This is a genomic window from uncultured Arcticibacterium sp. (assembly GCF_964021845.1).
GTDB lineage: Bacteria > Bacteroidota > Bacteroidia > Cytophagales > Spirosomataceae > Arcticibacterium.
This window is the reverse complement of the sequence record NZ_CAXHZC010000001.1, coordinates 1,282,099-1,301,002: the sequence shown is the minus strand read 5'-3', so window position 1 is coordinate 1,301,002 and position 18,904 is coordinate 1,282,099. Positions and strand designations below refer to the sequence as shown.

Genomic DNA, 18,904 nt, shown 5'->3' with positions numbered 1-18,904 from the left:
AAAGGGCATTTTAAGAATAAGCGTAAACAAATTTTACTAGTCCTTTAAAAACTTCAATTTTAAAATGTTTTGGCCCACTAGTTTTCCCATGTCTTGTCCTTGGTCTAGAGCATCCATATAATGAATACCTCCATAGAACCTTGAAACACTGGTTTCGTCTGCGGCATCCCAGAAAGATTTAAACTTTCTAGGCTCTCCTACCCAAAACTTGGAATAATCTGTAAAAGCTATGTCCGAACCTATGGTTTGTGTAAGCACCTCTGCCATGGCGGCAGATTGTACGGAATGCCCAGAAGGAAACTCAGGAAAAGGAGGTGTTAATAATTTAGGCTCCCATGCACTGTCAATATATCTATTAATATAGGCAACTGGGCGTATCAAATTATGCTTCATTTTCCCTTTCCAAGAACAAATAATGGCGTCATTTAAGGCCAAGCCTAATCGGCAATATAGTTCTGACGCTTTTTCAATACTTACAGGTTCTTTTCTTAAAACCATGGTGAGTATAGCCGCGGAGTGCCCAGGAGCGGTGTAAGTAAAACCTGCAGCATCATCCCAAAAGTTAGCAATCACATATTTCTTATTGCCTGGGTTAACAGTTTTAGATTCTTCATAAACATCGTAAGCCATTTTATAAAAAGGTGATTTTGGATACTTTGAGAAGGTGACTTTAGGTTTTATGCCAAAATCAGTATCATTTTCAATCATAAAAGTCCTGTTATACTGCCAACCTGGATGAAGTGGTCCCGTATTTTCTAAATCTGCCGAACGGTGTATTTCAAAACAAGACTCACATTCTGGAAGCAGGTAGTTCATATCATAGCTCCTTAAATAAGCCTGATGACCTCCATCTGACTTAGAATAAGCATAAATCATTTTACCTACGGCCAATCCATAATTTCTCGATTTTTGAAAAGTTTCCTCATCCAAATCTTTTGCCAAAACCATATTGACGGAGTCTTTAAAAGCCCATACTTTTTCCATCCAAACATAAGGAGCGGGTGTGAAAAGCTCATCAACCATATAATATACGGCATTATTTATGGCTACGGCACTAGAAAACTGTTCAGAACCAATATCATAGTCTTCATGCCTTTCATATTCTTGAATTTGGCCACTCATACTTCTATATTCGGAATGCCCAGGAAGCATAGCCTCATATGATGCCAGATTAATATATGCCAAAGAACGAGCTGCCACATTTGGCGTATAACCATTAGTTTGCTCTAATAAATCAAAAAGTAGCACATGCCATTTTACTAATAAATCAGAGGTTTTGAAATCGTATTGTTTTTCTGGCAAGACAAATTCAAATTCTACCAAGTTTGATTCATCTCTGGCCTGATAGTTTTGTGAGGTTATTTGCTGACCGAAGCTAAAATGGCTAATGCCAGATAGTAAGAGCAGAAAGGCGGATTTTTTAAGCATTTATCTTGACGAATGGTTTTAATAGAGCGTAAAAATAGCGAATATTACAGACATTTTGTGAATCAAAAACAAACCCCATGCCCTCAAAAAAACTATTTCTTCTAGATGCAATGGCCTTAATTTATAGAGCACATTTTGCATTCAGTAAGAACCCAAGAATTACCACTAGCGGAATGAACACTTCGGCCGTTTTTGGATTTACTAATACGCTTTTAGAGGTCTTAAGAAAAGAGAAACCAACGCATCTTGCTATTGTTTTTGATACTAAGGAGCCAACCTTCAGGCATGTGCAGTATCCAGAATATAAGGCCAATAGAGAAGAGATGCCGGAGGATATTGGTATTGCCATCCCTTTAATTAAGCGTTTGGCCAAATGCATGAACATTGCCCTCTTAGAATTGCCAGGTTTTGAGGCTGATGATATCATTGGTACGGTGGCTAAGAAAGAAGCAAAAAACGATTTTGAGGTGTTTATGTACACCCCAGACAAGGATTACGGGCAGCTCGTAGAAGAGCACATTTATCTTTACAAACCCGCTTTTATGGGAAATGCCATAGAAGTTCAAGGTATTCCAGAAATTTTAGCAAAATGGGATATTGAGCGAATAGACCAAGTGATTGATATGCTTGGTTTAATGGGAGATAAAGTTGACAACATTCCTGGAATTATGGGTGTAGGGCAGAAGACTGCTGTCAAATACCTTAAAACATATGGCTCTATAGAAGGACTTTTAGAAAATGCCGATGAAATAAAAGGAAAGATAGGAGAGAAGGTACGAGCTGGGAAAGCAGATGCAATTTTGTCAAAAGAGTTGGCCACAATTGATATTAATGTGCCAATAAGCTATTCAGCAGAGGACCTAATTCTGGAAGAGTATAATAAGGAGGATTTAGCTGCATTTTTAGACGAAATGGAGTTTAGAACCCTTAAAAGAAGAATGATGCCTGAGGCCGGTGATACGGTAGCCACACCAAGCAAGCCAGCTGCTAAAAAAGCTCCGAAAAAGGCAAAAGATGAGTCGCAAATGGGCTTGTTTGATACTTATTCTGCGGAACCAGAGCCTGTTAAAGTTCAAACGGAAAAAGATACCATTAACTCTAAAAAGCATAATTACTATCTCATGGATACGCCTGAGAAAAGGGCGGAGCTTATAAAGTATCTTTTGGCTCAAGACGAGATATGTTTTGATACAGAAACCACTGATGTGGATGCCTTTGATGCGGAGCTCGTAGGACTATCTTTTTCTTATAAGTCTGGTGAAGGTTATTATGTACCAACACCAGCAGATAAGGACGAAACGTTTAAAATATTGGAAGAATTTAGACCAGTTTTTGAAAGTGAGACGGTAGGTAAGATTGCTCAAAACCTGAAATATGATGTTTCGGTTCTGAAAAATTACGGTGTGGAAGTGTATGGGCCAAAGTATGATACCATGCTGGCTCACTACCTTTTAGAGCCAGATATGCGTCACGGAATGGACTTTCTTTCAAACCTATACCTAAATTATGAGCCAGTTCATATAGAGGAGCTGATAGGTAAAAAAGGTAAAAAACAAGGCAATATGCGTGATGTACCTGTGGAGCAGGCAGGTAAATATGCGGCAGAAGATGCGGATGTTACTTGGCAGCTAAAACAAATTTTAGACAAAGACCTAAAAGCTAGGGAGCAAGATGATTTACTTCAAAAAGTAGAAATACCGTTGGTCAATGTACTTTCTGAAATGGAAATGGAGGGAATTAATGTTAATGTGCATGCACTTTATGAACTCTCCGAAGTATTGGGAAAAGATATTGCTTCCGCTCAAAAAGATATTTTTGAGATGGCAGGAACAGAGTTTAACGTAGGCTCGCCAAAGCAATTAGGTGAAGTACTTTTTGACCACCTAAAAATAGACTTAAAACCTAAAAAAACTCCTAGCGGTCAATATGCGACTGGCGAAGAAATATTGACTAAATACGAGCATGAACATGCCATAGCAAGGAGGATTTTGGATTTTAGAGAGTTAAGTAAACTGAAAAGTACCTATGTAGATGCTCTACCTTTACTTATCAATAAACGAACAGGCAGAATTCATACCTCTTATAATCAGGCGGTAGCTGCTACGGGAAGATTAAGCTCCACAAATCCTAACCTTCAGAATATTCCGATTAGAACGGAACGTGGGCGTGAAATTAGGAAAGCCTTTATTCCGAGAGACGAAAATTTTAAGATTTTATCTGCCGATTATAGTCAAATAGAGTTGAGGATTATGGCGGCTTTTTCTGAGGATGAGTCTATGGTAAATGCCTTTAATAACGATGTAGATATTCACTCAACCACAGCGGCCAAGGTTTTTGATGTGGAACTGGAAGATGTTACTTCTGACATGCGTAGAAAAGCCAAAATGGTAAATTTTGGTATTATTTATGGTATTTCGGCTTTCGGTTTAGCTCAGCGATTAGGTATTTCAAGAGGTGAGGCCAAGGAGATAATTGACAACTACTTTGAGCAGTTTCCTAGAGTGAAAGCTTACATGGATGAATGTGTGAATAAAGCCAGAGAAAACGAATATGCAGAAACTATTTTAGGTAGAAGAAGGTACCTAAGAGATATTAATTCTAGGAACCAGACTAACAGGGGTTACGCAGAACGAAATGCTATAAATGCTCCTATTCAAGGTTCGGCAGCTGATATGATAAAGCTAGCCATGATTAATGTTCATGACTGGATGAAAAAAGAAAACCTAAAATCTAGAATGCTGCTTCAAGTGCATGATGAACTTATTTTTGATGCACATGTAGACGAAATAGAACTTCTTCAAACCAAAGTTCATGAACTCATGGTAAATGCCATTCCGCTAAAAGTTAAGCTTGATACGGGTTTAGGAATAGGGGAGAATTGGTTGGAGGCTCATTAAATTACGGGTAATGTTTTGTCACAATTTTGGCTTTTTAGAAGGCCAAAATTCCGCCAAAACAAAGGTTCCGGTTTTACTAATAGCTCAGGGTTTTACCCTGAGCTATTAATATATTGCCCCGATGGGGCTTTTCTTAACTTCTGAACTTACTTGCTCTGCAAAGCTTCCTCCAAAGGCGGATAAATCCAGATTTGTTGAAGGGTTATTCAGCCTCTGACTGAAATGGGTGGTTTTTTGACATTTAAAAGTTTAACGATCGAACTTCTAGCTTAGAAGAGAAAAATGCAATGGATAGAGAGCCAGCTTGGCTATTGCTTCTAAAAGTGGTAGCCTAATCCAATTTTTATAATTCTAATTTTTGTGTTAAAATTTGTGTTGGGTATATTATTTTTTACGTTAAGTTTTATATAATCATATTGAGTTATGACTGATAATTTGCTGCTGATTTCATAAGCGATTGATGCATTTAGATTCAAGCCAGCCTGATTGTCAATATTTTCGTCAAACGAACTACTAGACAACATAAAAGTATATCCAAGCCCGATTGTAGGATGTAATCTTTTTAAAGATTCAATATTAAGCTCTCCAAATAATTTGGGTTGAATAAGATAAGTTATTACTTTGCTCTTACTAAATAAAAGAATTCCGGAATTCAAAGAAGCTCCCATATTAAATGGTTTTGATTCAGTAAACCTATATTTAGCTCCTAAATCTAGTGTTCCAAAATAGTTTTTTACTATAAAATTGTCCCCTACCGGGATTGGGTAATTAAATTCTAGATTAAATTTTGAGTCTTGTGAAAATGATTTGAGTGCGAAAAACATTAACAAGGGTACTAGTACTTTATATTTCATTGCTCAAATATGTGGCTTAAACTTGTATGAAGCCAGGTTTGGAATATTAAAAAAAAAAACGATTTAAGAAAAACTAGCTCTACAAAGCTTCCTCCAAAGGTGGATAAATCGAGATTTGGTGAAGTGACTTTTATTCTCTGGCTGAAATTGGTAATTTCTTAACATTTACATCTATTTGATTTTTTTTTAAAGGCTTTAAGTTTCTGTAAAGCAAATTTTTACTTCCCCAATCGCTCTAAAAGCTTCCCTTTAAGTTCAGCCACCACCTCAGGGTACTTATCCGCCACATTTACGGTTTCGCTAGCTTCATCATATAATTCTATGAACCCATCTTCATGCTGAATTAGTCTGTGGTTTTTCGTTTTGATGGTTTTTAGCCTGTTTGATTTGGTATAGCCGTATGCCGCATGACCTTCAGATTTAGGTTTTTCTATGATTGGTTTTAGCGATTGACCTTGTGTGAAACTTGGTATCTGTACTCCTGCTAAATCACACAGCGTAGGGAAAATGTCAAGCGTTTCTACTATAGCATTGGTCTTTTGGTTCTTGGTTTTCATGCCCGGGTAGTGAATAATCATGGGTGAGTGCAGTGACTCTTCAAACAAGCTATGTTTGCCCCAAATGGCATGTTCGCCTAGGTGATAACCATGGTCGCCCCAAAGAATGACAATCGTGTTTTTGTCTGCTCCAGTACGTTTTAATTCAGCCAAGATTTTTCCAACTTGTGCATCAGCATAACTTACGCATGCAGCGTAATGCCTTCTTACTTCATCTGCAAATTGCGGGTGAGTATTTCCATTTTTACCCCAATTATTGTATTGATTAAATTCACCAGAACGGTGCCAAGTACTTCGACCTTCTGGTTTTTCAGGATGTGGAATAGGAGGGAGTTCTATGTTTTTGTATTGCTCAAAATACTTTGACGGAGCTCCAAAAGGTAGGTGTGGCTTTATCAGACCAACCGCCAAGAAGAAAGGTTTGGTCTGATCGCTGCTTAGCTCGTTAAGTTGTTTTAAGGCTTCATCTGTAATTAATCCGTCTGGGTAAATATTATCATCACCATCTTTAGTTTGATAAACATCCATTTCTGCAGAAACCACTCTGATTTCTCCGTTCGCCAAACCGTGCATCACACCTCTTGGGTGTTGCCATTCGCCTGCCGGAAGTAAATGTCTGTCCCATGCTCCTGGCATTTCAATGATGTCATTGTCGTCCCAATCTTCTCCACCTCTTCCACCAGGGTGGTGCGATACTTTGCCTACTGAAACTGTGGTATAGCCATTTCCTCTAAACCATTCGGGCATGCTTGGTTTTATATCTCCACCATTTTTTAGTTTCTCTGCTCTTTTAAATAAAGCGTAGTTATCAGAAGGACCATATGTTCCTGTTAGGAGTGTATATCGAGAAGGACCGCAGCTAGGGGCATTCACATAGTGTTTTTGAAAAGAAACTCCACTTGCTGCCAGCTGGTCTATGTTTGGCGAAGAGATATAATCTTTTCCAAAACTCTTTAACTCTGGACGTAAATCATCTACCGCAATGATTAGAATATTGGGCTTTTTAAGTTCTGGCTTTTGACAGCCTAATAAAATGAGCGAACTCAAAAATAATGCGATTGATTTCCAAGATGTCATAGGGTTTGGTTCGTTTTTTCAATAGGTATTATATTCAATAATATAACTTATTGCTGAGAATTCGAACCCTTTACATTTTTCTGTCGAAGAAATTAAGGTTTATAACCTACGTTAGTATGAATTAGCGTTTTGCGAAAACGAATAGACCATCAATTGACTTGTTTTCTCAGAGCTAATAATCCTAAAATTGGGCCGAAAGCCAAAACTGCGTAAATACTGTATGAGTCTGTGTAGCTTTTTAGTGAATTTAATAGTTGAATACTGAAAATACTGATGGAAAAGCCAAGGCAGTTTACCAAAGTAAGTGCTGTGCCTTTTAATTCAGGAATGGCATTTTGGGCAACTAGCGTAGAAAAAAGAGGAGAATCGGCGGTTACTGTAAGCCCCCAAAAGAGTAAAAAACTTATTAAAATTATCTCAGAATTAAGACCAAGAATAAATGGGCTTACTAGGCAACAGATGCAGGATATTAATAGGCTTAATGTTGCAATTTTTTTAGCACCAAAATGCTGTGAAAGAAATCCGCCAGCAATACAGCCTATGCCCCCAACCGCAATGATGGTGAAAGAAATTATAGGAATATTAAAATTAGAAGACGGGTTTAAGGATTGATAAAATGTCAAAATTATAGGAATGAATGCCCAGTAGGCGTATAACTCCCACATGTGACCAAAATAGCCGAAAGCGGCCGCTCTAAATTCTCCGTTCCCGAAAAGACTTTTAAACGAGGAAAAAGCAATCTTTTGTCCCGGTTTTCTGAAAGGGCCATCAGGTACTAAGAAGAAGAGCAAAAGACCACCGAAAAACGCAAGACCAGAGGTAGCCAAAATAACAGATTCCCAATCGAAAATGCCTTTTAACAGGTGCGGGAATGCCGTACCAAAAACTAAAGCACCTACTAGCAATCCGAGTGATTTACCTAAACCATTTTGAAAATGGTCAGCAGCTATTTTCATCCCTACCGGATATATCCCAGCTAAGAAAAAGCCAGTGAAAAAACGTAGGGTCAGAATGCTGAAAAGATTATTACCCTCCCATAGTATTCCCAAGTTAAAGATTGAACCAAGTACGGCACAAACTAAAAATACTTTTGACGGTGAAATTCGGTCGGAAATAGCTAAAAGGGCAAATAGGAGCGTTCCTGCTATAAAACCAAGCTGTACAGATGATGTTAGCGGCCCCAAAGCAGAAGAGTTAAATCCGTAGTTTATGACCAAATCATTCATGATACTATTGCCTGCAAACCACAGCGATGTACCACAGAACTGAGATAAAACTATTACGGGTAAAATTATCTTGGCTTTTAGCACTTGTTTAATCTCAGTTTGATAGCGTGCCTTTGAAACCTTGATTTGATAGGTTTAGTTTCTTAGCTGTTTAAAACTCCAGAACTGATGCAGCCATTAAAACTGAAAAATAGCCATGCGGCTGTTGTTTTTCATCGGAAGAAGGGCAACTAACAGGACGTACTGACAAATAATTGGTGATGTTATCTTGAATTCCCATTCCGGGGCAGAAAGAAGTTACCATTGGCAGTCCGTCGGTAAATGGTTTAACAAAAGTTTTTAAAGCTGCCCACCCTTTGTCAATGTTGGTATTAAAATTTTCACTCAATAACCCAAGGTTTCTGCCTTTTTTTAATGCGTAGAGCATCATTCCCGTTCCACTTGTTTCAGGGTAATTATTAGCTAAATCAGGATATTCTACCAATTGATACCACATCCCATCTTTCATATTTTGTGTTTTTTTAATGCCTTCAGCCAAATGCTGATAGAGATAGAGCATTTTGTCATAGTTTTTATGAGACTTAGGCAGGTATGCTATCATATCTATAAGAGCCATAGAAAACCAGCCAATGCTTCGGCTCCATATTTCAGGTGATGTTCCTGTTATTGGGTTTGACCAACTCTTGGTTTTGTTATAGTCCCAGCCGTGATAGGCTAAGTTAGTTTTTGTGTTAAATGCTTATGATGCGATAAGCAAGGTTTGGTCCACTGCAAATTCAATACAAGTTTTATCATTAAATAGGATACCATATTTTAGCAAAAATGGATTGGCCATATATACACCATCTATGGTCATGACATCATTATAATGATCGTTGTTTTTGTGCCAATAGCCACCTTCGGGTGTTTTGTTAAATAAGGAGGTGTCAAATAGGTATTCTTTTAGCTGCGTTGCAGCAGCTTTGTATTTCAATTCTCCTGTTTCTTCATAAAGAAATAAACATAAAATGCCAGGATGTATCCCGTCCAATTCTGTTTTTAAATCGGTAATTAAGCCTTTATCATCTACATAACTATCTACAAAATCTTTTATGTACTTCAGGTATTTAGGATTCTTATTCTGTAAGTATATTTTCTCCATGGCATGAAGAATGACTGAGTTTGAATGGTCCCAGCCTTTTGCTGTCATGGCATTTATAGTAGGCTGGTAGCGATTTATAATGGCATCAGAAAGTTCAGAAGCTACATTTTTAGATTGGCCTATTGAAGGTTTAGAAATCGCAATTAATAAAAAGAGTAAAAGTGAAATTCTAATCATTAGTTTTTTGAATTGACACCACGTTTTAAAGAGGTGTGGAGGTTAAAAGGTGTTTTATTGAAAGAATTGAAGTCAGTAATAAATCGAAAGAAAAAGTAACTAAAAGAAAAAATACATAGACGCTAGCTTCGGTAAACATGCTAGAAAAATGCAACCTTTAAAGAAAAAATAGACTATCTAAAGATTCGATAGGTTTTAACTAATTGTCAGAAGGCTAGAAAGTCAGAATGGCTTAATTTTGTGAGTAAATAGTAAGTATTAGAAGTCTTTCTATTTGACTAAATGGAAGTTTTATCAAAAAATGGAGTAAGAATTGCGATATAAATTCTTCTATAGTAGAATTTATTTGCCCCTTACGGAGTTTATCTATATGCACAATGATAAATAGTGAGCTAAATGACAGAAAATACCTTATACAGTAATACTCTAAAGCGGTTAGCTTTAATAAATCGTTATTATAAGATTACCAAGTTCTATGATTTTTTAAAAGATACGGCTTTTAAAGCGGGTACCGTGGTGGCTATTTTTGTCTTGTTATTGGTGGTTTTGGAGTATTTCTTTTTAGATATTAATGCCATTCTAAATAGTTTGGTAGAGAGTTATTCCCCAGAGGTTATTTTTTCCTTTTTTCTGACATCCGAGACTATTTTAGGAATAGTTCCGCCCGAAATATTTATTGCATGGGCGTCTAAATCGAGTACCCCTTGGTTGTTTTTATTCGTGCTGGCTTCGCTATCTTATATTGGTGGTATTATTTCTTACTTGGTGGGTAGCAGGCTTTTTATGATAGAAAGCGTTAAGAATCACATTGAGGTAAAAATTGCAAAGCACATTGTCAATTTACGCAAGTGGGGAAATGTATTCGTGGTTTTAGGTGCTATTTCGCCTATTCCGCACTCCATTGTCAGTTTAGCATGCGGTCTGATTAAATATAGCTTTAAGCAGTATTTGCTATGGGCACTTTTTAGGTATTTACGCTTTATAATCTATGCTCTTGTTATTTTCCAGGTGTTTGGTGAGTAGTTAGGTTTAAAAGAATTTGTATAAAAGGGACTTTGCTTGATGGCGAAGTCCCTTTAGTTTTTTATAGGCCTATTAATTCTTTGTTTGATATTCTTCTAAAGCTTCCATGTAAAGCATATTGAAACGCTCACTTGAAAATGGATTTTGACTGGTAACCAAATTCCTGTCTTTTACGGCATAGTTTGCCTTTGGCAATTTCTGTTTGTAGTTCAGACCCATTTTCTTTAACCTCTTGGCTATTTTTCTATTTTGAGGTTTGCCTTTCATTATGAATTTTTCAATAACAAACTCTTCAAGTGGCGAAACAGAATTGACATTAAAACCAACATATGGATTTGACTCTTTAGGAATTGTCAAAATCAGGCTAGGAGCATGACAAATAAGACCTGTTGGTTTCTTTGTTTCAGCAAAATGGCTTAATAAAAGAGGGATATGCAGATTATTATGTAAGTCAACCATGAGCCCCTGACCACCAGGTATTACTAAGCCAATGTAATTATTCTTATTTTTCAGAGCTTCTTCTAAGCTCAATGGATGATTGAATACTTGGTTATGCTTTATAAATGCCAATGCCTCCTTTTTTAGCGTCAAATTATTTTGCCAATAGCTATCATCCATGCTTTCTTGGTCAATAGTGGCAACAGTGCCATTTGGTGTGGCAATAGCTACAGTATATCCAGCTTTCAATACAGAGTTATATGCTAAATAAAATTCATTAAGAAAAACGCCCGTTTGCCTTAGCTTTTCGCCCTTATTCAGCTCTAAGGTGTCTGCGGCACTGAGTACAAAAAGAACCTGAGCACAGAGCGAGAGATTTGTCATAACAATTACTGCGAATGTTAGAATGGTGTTTTTCATTTGGCAGCTATAATTTCAATTTCTATAAGACAATTTTCGGCGGTAGCCAATACAGGAAGTGGAACAATGGAGCTTGCAGGGAGTTTTTCTGCATTCCATTCTTTGGAAGCTACATCTATCAGAATTCCTTTTTTCTCGCTGTTAAAGTCTGCTATGTAAACGGTTTGTTTTACTACATCATTTAGAGATAAGCCAGCAGCTTTTAAAGCTACCTTGATATTCGTCACGGTTCTTTCTACTTGTTCTTTAAAATCTTCTGATACTAGTTTTCCGTTTTTGTCAGAAGCCCATTGACCCGAAAAATAGTAAAGCTCCTTTCCTGCTGGAATTTTAGCAATATGTGAAAATCCATAGTATTCTGGATTAAATAGCCCTTCTGGGTTGATAAAAGTGTTTTTCATTGTTAATAATTGTCTTAGTGACAGCTTGATTAATTTAATGGCACAAAATTATTGTAGGTAAAAAGGTCAGGCATTTACATATGTTAAGAAATTTAAGGATTTGAATTTATACGAGGTTTTAAATCGGGAAGGTTTAAATGACTTGGTATCAATGGTACTTTAGCGAGATATTTCTTTAAGTATCTTCTAATTATTACACTTTTTTCAGGCCTTTTTTCCTAAAATCCGTACTTACAAATACACTTGTATTGTTTATGAATTACTTCATTGACAATAAATAATTTTGTCATAGACAGTGCAACTAATTAATTGTTTTGCTGTCTTCTTTTACCCCAAACCTTTAATAAAATAATGGAATCAAAAATTAAGGCTTTTATAAAATATGCTGAATCGCGTAATCCTAATGAATCAGAGTTTTTACAGGCCGTGAATGAAGTAGCAGAAGTTATAATTCCATTTATTGAAGAAAATCCTAAGTACCAAGGCAAGAAGTTATTAGAACGCATGATTGAGCCAGAACGTACCATCATGTTTAGGGTACCCTGGATTGATGATAAAGGAGACGTGCAGGTTAATAGAGGCTACAGAGTAGAGATGAACTCGGCTATAGGTCCGTATAAAGGAGGTTTGAGATTTCATCCGTCTGTTAATTTGAGCATTTTAAAGTTTTTGGGTTTTGAGCAAGTTTTTAAAAACTCACTCACTACCCTCCCAATTGGTGGTGGTAAAGGTGGTGCTGATTTTGACCCTAAAGGCAAATCTGATATTGAAATAATGAGATTTTGCCAAGCTTTTATGGCAGAGCTATTCCGCCACTTAGGTGAAAATACCGACATTCCTGCTGGCGATATTGGTGTTGGTGGCAGAGAAATTGGCTATATGTACGGTATGTATAAAAAACTAAGAAATGAGTTTACTGGTGTTTTAACTGGAAAGGGAATAGCATACGGTGGCTCTTTAATTCGTCCAGAAGCTACAGGTTATGGGAATGTTTATTTTGCTGAAAACATGTTAGAAACCAGTGAAGAGAGTTTTGAAGGGAAAAAGGTTTTGATTTCAGGTTCAGGGAATGTGGCTCAATATGCTGCTGAAAAAGCAACACAGCTAGGTGGAAAAGTTATTACAATGTCAGATTCTTCTGGGTTTATTTTAGATGAAGAGGGTATAGATGAGGAGAAACTCGCCTTTATCATGGATTTAAAAAATGAAAAGCGTGGGCGTATAAATGAGTATGTGAAAGAGTACCCTAAAGCTACTTTCTATGAGGGCGAAAGGCCATGGAATGTAAAAGCTGATATAGCCCTGCCATGTGCTACACAAAATGAGTTGGACAAATCTGATGCCCAAAACTTGGTAAAAAATGGTTGTATTTGTGTAAGTGAAGGTGCCAATATGCCGTGTACCCCAGAGGCGATAAATGTGTTCTTGAAAGAAAAAATACTTTTGGCCGTAGGCAAGGCTTCCAATGCCGGTGGTGTAGCTGTTTCAGGTTTAGAAATGTCTCAGAATGCATTGCGTTACAACTGGTCTAGAGAAAAAGTGGATGAGAAACTAAAGTCAATCATGGACGAAATACATGAGTCTTGTGTTAAATATGGTACGGATGATAAGGGCTATGTCAATTATGTGAAAGGGGCTAATATTGCTGGATTTGTAAAAGTGGCAGATGCCATGTTAGCCCAAGGGGTGGTTTAGGCTAAATGGCTTTATGCTTTTGTTAAAACTAAAGTAGCTTTTCACCAAGTAATGAAACTTTCTTTAGCCATTTTCCTCTAAAGTCAAGGCTGGAATCTTTTAAAGGGGCAATGTAGCTTACTTTTACAGGATTTATGCCACAAAACTGGAGTGTTCCTTTCTTAAATTGATTGATGGCGGGTTGTTTCATGAAAAGGTAATCATACCATCTTGGCGTGTCTGCCGTGATAATAATTCTGGCAGACTTTCCTTTAAATAATTTCTTTGGAAATGGTTTTCCTTCAATAGGTTCATAGGCAATGCCGGGCAGAAAAGTACGCTCAATAAAACCCTTCATTATTGCCGGATATCCATACCACCACATAGGAAATACCCAAACCAGATGCTCGGCCTCTTTTATTTTTTCAATAGCGGCGGTAAGGTCAGGCTCTAATGTTGTTCTTTTTCTATATCCAAACTGAAGGTTTGGATTGAAGTTTAAATCAGCAATATTGATTTGAGAGACTAATGCTTTTGATTTATTAGCTCCCTCAAGGTAAGCTTCTGCTAGGGCCATATTAAAGCTTTGTTTATCTGGATGTCCGTTTATGATTAAAACCTTTTTCATTTCTTATTCTTTATTTTTTACAAAGGAAAGTCTAAGAAAAAGGCTGAGAAAGGACATTTGTCTAATTCGAAATAGACTTCCTGATTCTGCTTAAATGCCTTTGCGTAATTCCTAAATAAGAGGCTAAGTAGGAGAGAGGTATCAATTGTAAAAACTGAGGTTGATTTTTGAGTAAGTCTTCATACCGCTTTTCGGCTGTTTCCTTTTGTAAAATAAAGACTCGTTTTTCCATTTTTATATATTCTTGCTCTGCAATGAACTTAAAAAGGCGAAGCCAATTGGTACTGGAAGCTTCCAGTTTTAAAATTTCCTCTCTTGAAATTGAAAACAATTCTACATCACTTAGAGCTTGGATGTTTTCCAATGTTTTGGATTGAGATAAAAAAGACGAGTAGGCGGAAACAAAAGAGTTAGAAAAAGTAAAACAGTAGGTAAGCTCTTCTCCAGAAGAAGAGTAATAGTAAGACCTAAATAATCCTGAATTTACAAAAGCTACTTCTTGGCAGGTGGTATCTTCCTTAATAAAGAATTCGCCTTTTTTCAAGTGTTTAGGTTTTACCTTATTGGTAAATAAATCAATTTCATCATCTGTCAGTATATTGAATGATTTTAGGTAGGCTTTCATATGTTTTACTAGGTAGTGACTTCGTGGCTACTGCTCAAAAATATAGAATCCTATCTAAAGCCCTTTGCTGAAAAGATAAGAATTCAATGCTTCGTTTTACGTCGGGTTTCCACATTGAATTCTTTTTTTTGGTTAAGATTAGAAATTAAATCCAAAATGAAGCCCTGGCTCGCCTATGAGATAGTTTGGCCATTTGTCATTAAGTGCGGCAAAGGATTCGGGCATTTTTGACTGGATAGGCCTATGTGTTATTGCGAGTGAAGGTTCTATGAAAAATCTGTTTTTGAACAATTCAAAGTGGTAACCTAAACGGTAAGTATTAAACATTTGATATCCATTCTTTATTTTGTCGCCGTTTTTATCTACAAATGTTTGTTTTGCATTCATTACATGAATAGCGGTGTATAATCCTTTGTACCAAAATCGCTGGTATGCTAATGCAATACCTATTTCTCTAACATATCCAGGGAACTCTTCTTCGGGAGCGTCATAGGACTCAGAAAAAGGAGGAATACCAAGCGACCAGGCATATTTCCAGGTTTTGGCTTCTATTGAAACCACGTCTTTTGGTGTTATTCTATAGCCAAAATTTAGCTGGACAAAATCTGGTTTATTGGTTTTACTAAAGTTGCCCAGCATAAAAAAAGAACTCCCTACAAAACACTTTTTATATGTGCTATCTAGTTTAGCTTTTTGGGCAAAGCTTTGAGCATTTACAGTAAAAATTATGGCAATGGCGATGCTTAAAATTCTATTTTGCATATCGTTAGTTTTTAGTTTTTTGATATGACAAAATTAGAGGAGGCAGAGGCCTCAAAACGTTCACTTAAGTTAAGAAATAGAAGCTAGCCTTTACTTTTTTTAAGAATTCTAGCTCTTAATCTACTAAGCGATTGTGGTTTTACGCCCAAGTAACTAGCCAACTGATGTTGAGGCACACGCTGTAAAAGGTCCGGTCTTTTTTCTTGCAGAATTATATAGCGTTCTTCTGGAGAAGAAGTTTTAAAATGGTCAAAATTAATTTGCTGTTTGGCTAAAAGCTCCTCTGAAACTAACCTACACATGGTTTCAAATTTTGGGATTTTGCCAAACATATCACCTTCCATATCAGGATTTGAAACGGTAATAATAGAATCTTCTGTGGTGGCGATATAAAACTCGGAGGCTTCTTTAGTTAAGACACAGTTAGGTGTTATACCTTCCATTTCGGTATAGAAAGCGGTTGTTTTTTCTTCCCCATCTTTTATATAGTATGTTCGTATGCATCCTTTCAAAACGAAATATCCTACTTGTGAACGCTCTCCTTCTTTTAGTAAAACAGTTCCTTTTTTTACCGTTCTAAAAACATCCAAAGAGGATATGGTCTCTTTTTCTTCTTCAGTAAGAGGAATGTATTTCTCGATAAAGTCAAACAATAAGTTTTGCATTTTATTCTAAATGTAAAAATGGATAACAATCGGAGTGGTTTCTATTGTACAATTTCTAATTGATTAACAATCTCAAACTGTTTATCAACCACAGATTTATTATGACCATGGCCAGCGTCTGGTAGCAAGAAATAAGCTTTTTTGGGAGCTTCTATTTTGTCAAAATAAGGTTTATTAATGGCTGCAGCTGTTAATATATCTTGTTCACCTTGAATGTAGTAAACAGGCATTTCGAAGGTCAATCCGTTTTGGTTAAAATCAATATCGGCAGCCATTGATTTTATTTGAAGTTTTTCATGTCCTACAAAATGAATAAATGAATAATCGTCGCCGTCATACCTCGCTTTACTATCTTCCTCATTGTCATATGCTAGAGCTAATTTAAACCATGTATCGGGTGCTTCTGTTGAATTGTTTTGTTCGTAACTTTTTACCACACGCAATAATTGACCGTAACTTCTAGCATTATTATATGGAGGTTTTCCTAAGGATTCTAGCTTTTCAATAGCCTCTATATTGTTCTCTTTTTTAGCTAATTCGTACGTTTTAGCGTAAGAATAATCGAAATTGTCTCTAAAGCTTACAAACTGTGAATGCCCTAAATAAGCATGGAAAAGTTGAGGTTTGCTTAAAGCCATTTCGGTACCAAGAATAGAACCCCATGAGGTACCCACTAAAATTACTTTATCTTTTTTTAACTGCTTTAATATGTATTCTGTGACTTCAATTCCGTCGGCGGTCATCTCTTTTACTGTCAGCGAATTCTCCATCCAATAGTCCTCGTTAACTTCGGAAGGAGCATTTCGGCCATAGGTTTTTCCAGCACCTCTTTGGTCCCAATTTACCAGTACAAAATCCTTTTCCCATCCGGTATACATGGCATTTTCAAACTGGCTCATGGTGCTGCCTGGCCCACCATGAATGAAGAGCAATATTGGTTTTGATGTGTCGTCTCCCTTAATGCTTATCCATTGCTCTATTCCGCCAATAGATACGAATTTGCTCTCATCTATTGATTGTATTTGTGCAGTGGAGCATGATGAAATTAGGAAGGCTAAAACAAGTGTGTAGCTGCTTTTCATAAAGGTGCTTTAAAAATTATGTTGATGCTCTCTGGTTTTTTGGTATTCTGATTTTGTCTGAAGAACTGCTCTAAAAATATAGAATACTATTTAAAGCTATGTACTTAGAGGATAAGAATTCAACGTTTTACCAGCGATTTTAGTCGCAGATTTTAAAGAATTTAATTGGTTTTTATAGGCGTGCATATTTCAATCAAAAAACCATTATTATCTCTTACGTAGCCTACTTTTTGTCCCCAAGGTTTTTCTGTCAATGGACTAATTTCCGTGGCTCCAGCATCTAAAGCTTTTTGAAAGTCTAATTCAATGTTTTCGGTAGTAAAGGCCATTTCTACCCCCATTGCCTTTTTAGAGTTTGCTATCACTTCAAAACCATCTTTGAAATTAGAATTCCCAAGTTCTATGGATGCAAAAGCTATGGTGGTTTCACCTGAAATCAATTCTCCATAATCGCTTTCGGGGCTGATGAATTTTTGGCTAAAGCCAAAAGCCTTTTCATAAAAATTAATGGTGTCTGAGACGCTTTTTACATAAAGAATAGTGTAGGCGTATTTCATGCTTTTCTTGTTATTTTTTCAATAAACTTATCAATAAAAAAACGTAAACTTTAAAGAATAGGTCTTTTACTAAAAATGTTATGAGCACTAAATTTTAGTGCGAAACCGCCTTTAAACCTACAATGGATAAAACCAGTGTGAGTAAGAAAAAGACTCTCAAAAATGTAGTGGGCTCTTTGAATACAAAAATGCCTACTAAAACCGTCCCTACTGCTCCTATGCCCGTCCAGACCGCATAAGCAGTGCCTATTGGTAAAGATTGCATAGCTTTTATTAAAAGCCCCATACTAATGGCCAGTGCTACAAGAAAACCGGCGTACCATAAGTACATCTCATTGCCTGCACTCTCTTTGGCTTTGCCTGAACAAAAGGCAAATGCCACTTCAAACAAGCCCGCAATAATTAAAATTAGCCAATTCATTTAGATCAATTTATAGGAAAATCAAAGCTACCATTTTGACACATAAAAAAATAGCGAATGAGCTTAAACTCATTCGCTATTATACGGAGAAACTATGTGTTAATTTTACTTCAATTTTTCTAATAAAAGCTCTGCTACTAATTCAGAAGATGCTGGATTTTGACCAGTAATTAATAAGCCGTCTTCCACTGCATAAGGTCCCCAATCTGCTCCTTTAGAGTAAATACCACCATTCATTTTTAACATGTCTTCTACCAAAAATGGCACTACAGAGGTTAACTGCACAGCTTCCTCTTCGCCATTAGTAAAGCCAGTTACTTTTTTACCATTCACTAATGGTGTTCCATCTGTGTTTTTTGGGTGTTTGAGAATAGCTGGTGCATGACAAACTGCCGCTACCGGCTTATTGTTGTTATAAAAAGCCTCAATCAAAGCAATAGAGTTTTTATCTTCCGCCAAATCCCATAATGGACCATGACCTCCTGGATAAAAAACAGCGTCATAATCTGCTTGATTGATATCTTCTAATTTTATGGTTTTTGACAACACTTCTTGCGTTGCTTTATCGTCATTAAACCTTACTGTGGCAGGTGTTTGAAAATCGGGCTCATTACTTTTTGGGTCTATCGGTGGTTGACCGCCTTTAGGTGAAGCCAAAGTGATTTCTACGCCTTTATCTTTTAATAGATAGTAAGGGGCAGCAAATTCCTCAATCCAAAAACCCGTTTTTTCTCCTGTGTTTCCTAAATCTTTGTGACTGGTTAATACAAATAATACCTTTTTCATTTTCTCTGTGTTTGTTGTTGACGTTTGGTTTTCTTCAGTCTTGCTGTTACAAGACACTAGTCCCA

Annotated in this window: 17 protein-coding genes and 1 pseudogene; 3 read left to right on the top strand and 15 right to left on the bottom strand. The window is 36.7% G+C overall.

What is annotated here, in order from left to right:
- Positions 1–36: 36 nt before the first annotated feature.
- Positions 37–1,428, bottom strand: coding sequence for a vanadium-dependent haloperoxidase (locus tag AADJ06_RS05555; protein ID WP_341225414.1), 1,392 nt, complete (start codon positions 1,426–1,428; stop codon positions 37–39).
- A 77-nt stretch (positions 1,429–1,505) separates the two neighbouring features.
- Here AADJ06_RS05555 and polA point away from each other — a divergent pair, with 77 nt between their 5' ends.
- On the top strand, positions 1,506–4,325 hold the full coding sequence (gene polA, locus AADJ06_RS05550; protein WP_341225413.1) for a DNA polymerase I: 2,820 nt from the start codon (positions 1,506–1,508) through the stop codon (positions 4,323–4,325).
- Between the two features lie 317 nt (positions 4,326–4,642).
- On the opposite strand, the gene AADJ06_RS05545 is transcribed toward polA, so the two are convergent.
- The 4 genes and pseudogenes from AADJ06_RS05545 to AADJ06_RS05530 all read right to left on the bottom strand — a co-directional run bounded on the left by AADJ06_RS05545 (position 4,643) and on the right by AADJ06_RS05530 (position 9,357).
- Positions 4,643–5,179, bottom strand: a complete 537-nt coding sequence (locus AADJ06_RS05545; RefSeq protein WP_341225412.1) for an outer membrane beta-barrel protein — start codon at positions 5,177–5,179, stop codon at positions 4,643–4,645.
- Between the two features lie 218 nt (positions 5,180–5,397).
- Positions 5,398–6,813, bottom strand: a complete 1,416-nt coding sequence (locus AADJ06_RS05540; RefSeq protein ID WP_341225411.1) for a sulfatase — start codon at positions 6,811–6,813, stop codon at positions 5,398–5,400.
- Positions 6,814–6,962: 149 nt separating this feature from the next.
- Positions 6,963–8,123, bottom strand: a complete 1,161-nt coding sequence (locus AADJ06_RS05535) for an MFS transporter (RefSeq protein WP_341225410.1) — start codon at positions 8,121–8,123, stop codon at positions 6,963–6,965.
- A gap of 67 nt (positions 8,124–8,190) precedes the next feature.
- Positions 8,191–9,357: pseudogene (locus AADJ06_RS05530) on the bottom strand (glycoside hydrolase family 88 protein).
- Between the two features lie 396 nt (positions 9,358–9,753).
- On the opposite strand from AADJ06_RS05530, the gene AADJ06_RS05525 reads away from it, so the two are divergent.
- Positions 9,754–10,380 (top strand): VTT domain-containing protein, encoded by a 627-nt coding sequence (locus tag AADJ06_RS05525; protein WP_341225409.1) that lies wholly within the window; start codon positions 9,754–9,756, stop codon positions 10,378–10,380.
- Positions 10,381–10,452: 72 nt separating this feature from the next.
- On the opposite strand, the gene AADJ06_RS05520 is transcribed toward AADJ06_RS05525, so the two are convergent.
- Both AADJ06_RS05520 and AADJ06_RS05515 read right to left on the bottom strand, forming a co-directional pair.
- The gene (locus AADJ06_RS05520) at positions 10,453–11,238 is read right to left on the bottom strand and encodes a hypothetical protein (RefSeq protein ID WP_341225408.1); all 786 of its coding nucleotides are present in this window, start codon (positions 11,236–11,238) and stop codon (positions 10,453–10,455) included.
- Positions 11,235–11,639: a RidA family protein gene (locus AADJ06_RS05515; protein WP_341225407.1), complete on the bottom strand. Its 405-nt coding sequence runs from the start codon at positions 11,637–11,639 to the stop codon at positions 11,235–11,237. Before AADJ06_RS05515 ends, AADJ06_RS05520 begins: the two co-directional genes overlap by 4 nt.
- A 351-nt stretch (positions 11,640–11,990) precedes the next feature.
- On the opposite strand from AADJ06_RS05515, the gene gdhA reads away from it, so the two are divergent.
- Positions 11,991–13,334 carry an NADP-specific glutamate dehydrogenase gene (gene gdhA, locus AADJ06_RS05510; RefSeq protein ID WP_341225406.1) on the top strand — a complete coding sequence of 448 codons (1,344 nt, stop codon included), beginning with the start codon at positions 11,991–11,993 and terminating at the stop codon, positions 13,332–13,334.
- Between the two features lie 28 nt (positions 13,335–13,362).
- Here the strand turns inward: gdhA and AADJ06_RS05505 are convergent, their stop codons facing one another.
- The 8 genes from AADJ06_RS05505 to AADJ06_RS05470 form a co-directional block, all read right to left on the bottom strand.
- The gene (locus AADJ06_RS05505) at positions 13,363–13,941 is read right to left on the bottom strand and encodes an NAD(P)H-dependent oxidoreductase (RefSeq protein ID WP_341225405.1); all 579 of its coding nucleotides are present in this window, start codon (positions 13,939–13,941) and stop codon (positions 13,363–13,365) included.
- A gap of 61 nt (positions 13,942–14,002) precedes the next feature.
- A complete protein-coding gene (locus tag AADJ06_RS05500; RefSeq protein WP_341225404.1) occupies positions 14,003–14,566 on the bottom strand; it encodes a Crp/Fnr family transcriptional regulator in 564 nt (187 codons plus the stop codon).
- A gap of 138 nt (positions 14,567–14,704) precedes the next feature.
- Complete coding sequence (locus AADJ06_RS05495) at positions 14,705–15,328, bottom strand: hypothetical protein (protein WP_341225403.1); 624 nt, start codon at positions 15,326–15,328, stop codon at positions 14,705–14,707.
- Between the two features lie 83 nt (positions 15,329–15,411).
- Positions 15,412–15,993: a cyclic nucleotide-binding domain-containing protein gene (locus tag AADJ06_RS05490; protein WP_341225402.1), complete on the bottom strand. Its 582-nt coding sequence runs from the start codon at positions 15,991–15,993 to the stop codon at positions 15,412–15,414.
- Between the two features lie 41 nt (positions 15,994–16,034).
- Complete coding sequence (locus AADJ06_RS05485) at positions 16,035–17,075, bottom strand: alpha/beta hydrolase (RefSeq protein WP_341225401.1); 1,041 nt, start codon at positions 17,073–17,075, stop codon at positions 16,035–16,037.
- Between the two features lie 161 nt (positions 17,076–17,236).
- Positions 17,237–17,632 (bottom strand): VOC family protein, encoded by a 396-nt coding sequence (locus AADJ06_RS05480; protein ID WP_341225400.1) that lies wholly within the window; start codon positions 17,630–17,632, stop codon positions 17,237–17,239.
- A 94-nt stretch (positions 17,633–17,726) separates the two neighbouring features.
- Positions 17,727–18,053, bottom strand: a complete 327-nt coding sequence (locus tag AADJ06_RS05475) for a multidrug efflux SMR transporter (protein ID WP_341225399.1) — start codon at positions 18,051–18,053, stop codon at positions 17,727–17,729.
- Positions 18,054–18,158: 105 nt separating this feature from the next.
- Positions 18,159–18,839: a type 1 glutamine amidotransferase domain-containing protein gene (locus AADJ06_RS05470; RefSeq protein WP_341225398.1), complete on the bottom strand. Its 681-nt coding sequence runs from the start codon at positions 18,837–18,839 to the stop codon at positions 18,159–18,161.
- Positions 18,840–18,904: the final 65 nt, after the last annotated feature.

What these genes read in the sequence shown, in the direction of transcription:
- AADJ06_RS05490 (WP_341225402.1), bottom strand. Translation starts at nt 15,993, where the DNA reads ATGCAAAACTTATTGTTTGACTTTATCGAGAAATACATTCCTCTTACT.
- polA (WP_341225413.1), top strand. Translation starts at nt 1,506, where the DNA reads ATGCCCTCAAAAAAACTATTTCTTCTAGATGCAATGGCCTTAATTTAT.
- AADJ06_RS05540 (WP_341225411.1), bottom strand. Translation starts at nt 6,813, where the DNA reads ATGACATCTTGGAAATCAATCGCATTATTTTTGAGTTCGCTCATTTTA.
- AADJ06_RS05515 (WP_341225407.1), bottom strand. Translation starts at nt 11,639, where the DNA reads ATGAAAAACACTTTTATCAACCCAGAAGGGCTATTTAATCCAGAATAC.
- AADJ06_RS05525 (WP_341225409.1), top strand. Translation starts at nt 9,754, where the DNA reads ATGACAGAAAATACCTTATACAGTAATACTCTAAAGCGGTTAGCTTTA.
- AADJ06_RS05485 (WP_341225401.1), bottom strand. Translation starts at nt 17,075, where the DNA reads ATGAAAAGCAGCTACACACTTGTTTTAGCCTTCCTAATTTCATCATGC.
- AADJ06_RS05480 (WP_341225400.1), bottom strand. Translation starts at nt 17,632, where the DNA reads ATGAAATACGCCTACACTATTCTTTATGTAAAAAGCGTCTCAGACACC.
- AADJ06_RS05505 (WP_341225405.1), bottom strand. Translation starts at nt 13,941, where the DNA reads ATGAAAAAGGTTTTAATCATAAACGGACATCCAGATAAACAAAGCTTT.
- gdhA (WP_341225406.1), top strand. Translation starts at nt 11,991, where the DNA reads ATGGAATCAAAAATTAAGGCTTTTATAAAATATGCTGAATCGCGTAAT.
- AADJ06_RS05555 (WP_341225414.1), bottom strand. Translation starts at nt 1,428, where the DNA reads ATGCTTAAAAAATCCGCCTTTCTGCTCTTACTATCTGGCATTAGCCAT.
- AADJ06_RS05495 (WP_341225403.1), bottom strand. Translation starts at nt 15,328, where the DNA reads ATGCAAAATAGAATTTTAAGCATCGCCATTGCCATAATTTTTACTGTA.
- AADJ06_RS05545 (WP_341225412.1), bottom strand. Translation starts at nt 5,179, where the DNA reads ATGAAATATAAAGTACTAGTACCCTTGTTAATGTTTTTCGCACTCAAA.
- AADJ06_RS05500 (WP_341225404.1), bottom strand. Translation starts at nt 14,566, where the DNA reads ATGAAAGCCTACCTAAAATCATTCAATATACTGACAGATGATGAAATT.
- AADJ06_RS05475 (WP_341225399.1), bottom strand. Translation starts at nt 18,053, where the DNA reads ATGAATTGGCTAATTTTAATTATTGCGGGCTTGTTTGAAGTGGCATTT.
- AADJ06_RS05470 (WP_341225398.1), bottom strand. Translation starts at nt 18,839, where the DNA reads ATGAAAAAGGTATTATTTGTATTAACCAGTCACAAAGATTTAGGAAAC.
- AADJ06_RS05520 (WP_341225408.1), bottom strand. Translation starts at nt 11,238, where the DNA reads ATGAAAAACACCATTCTAACATTCGCAGTAATTGTTATGACAAATCTC.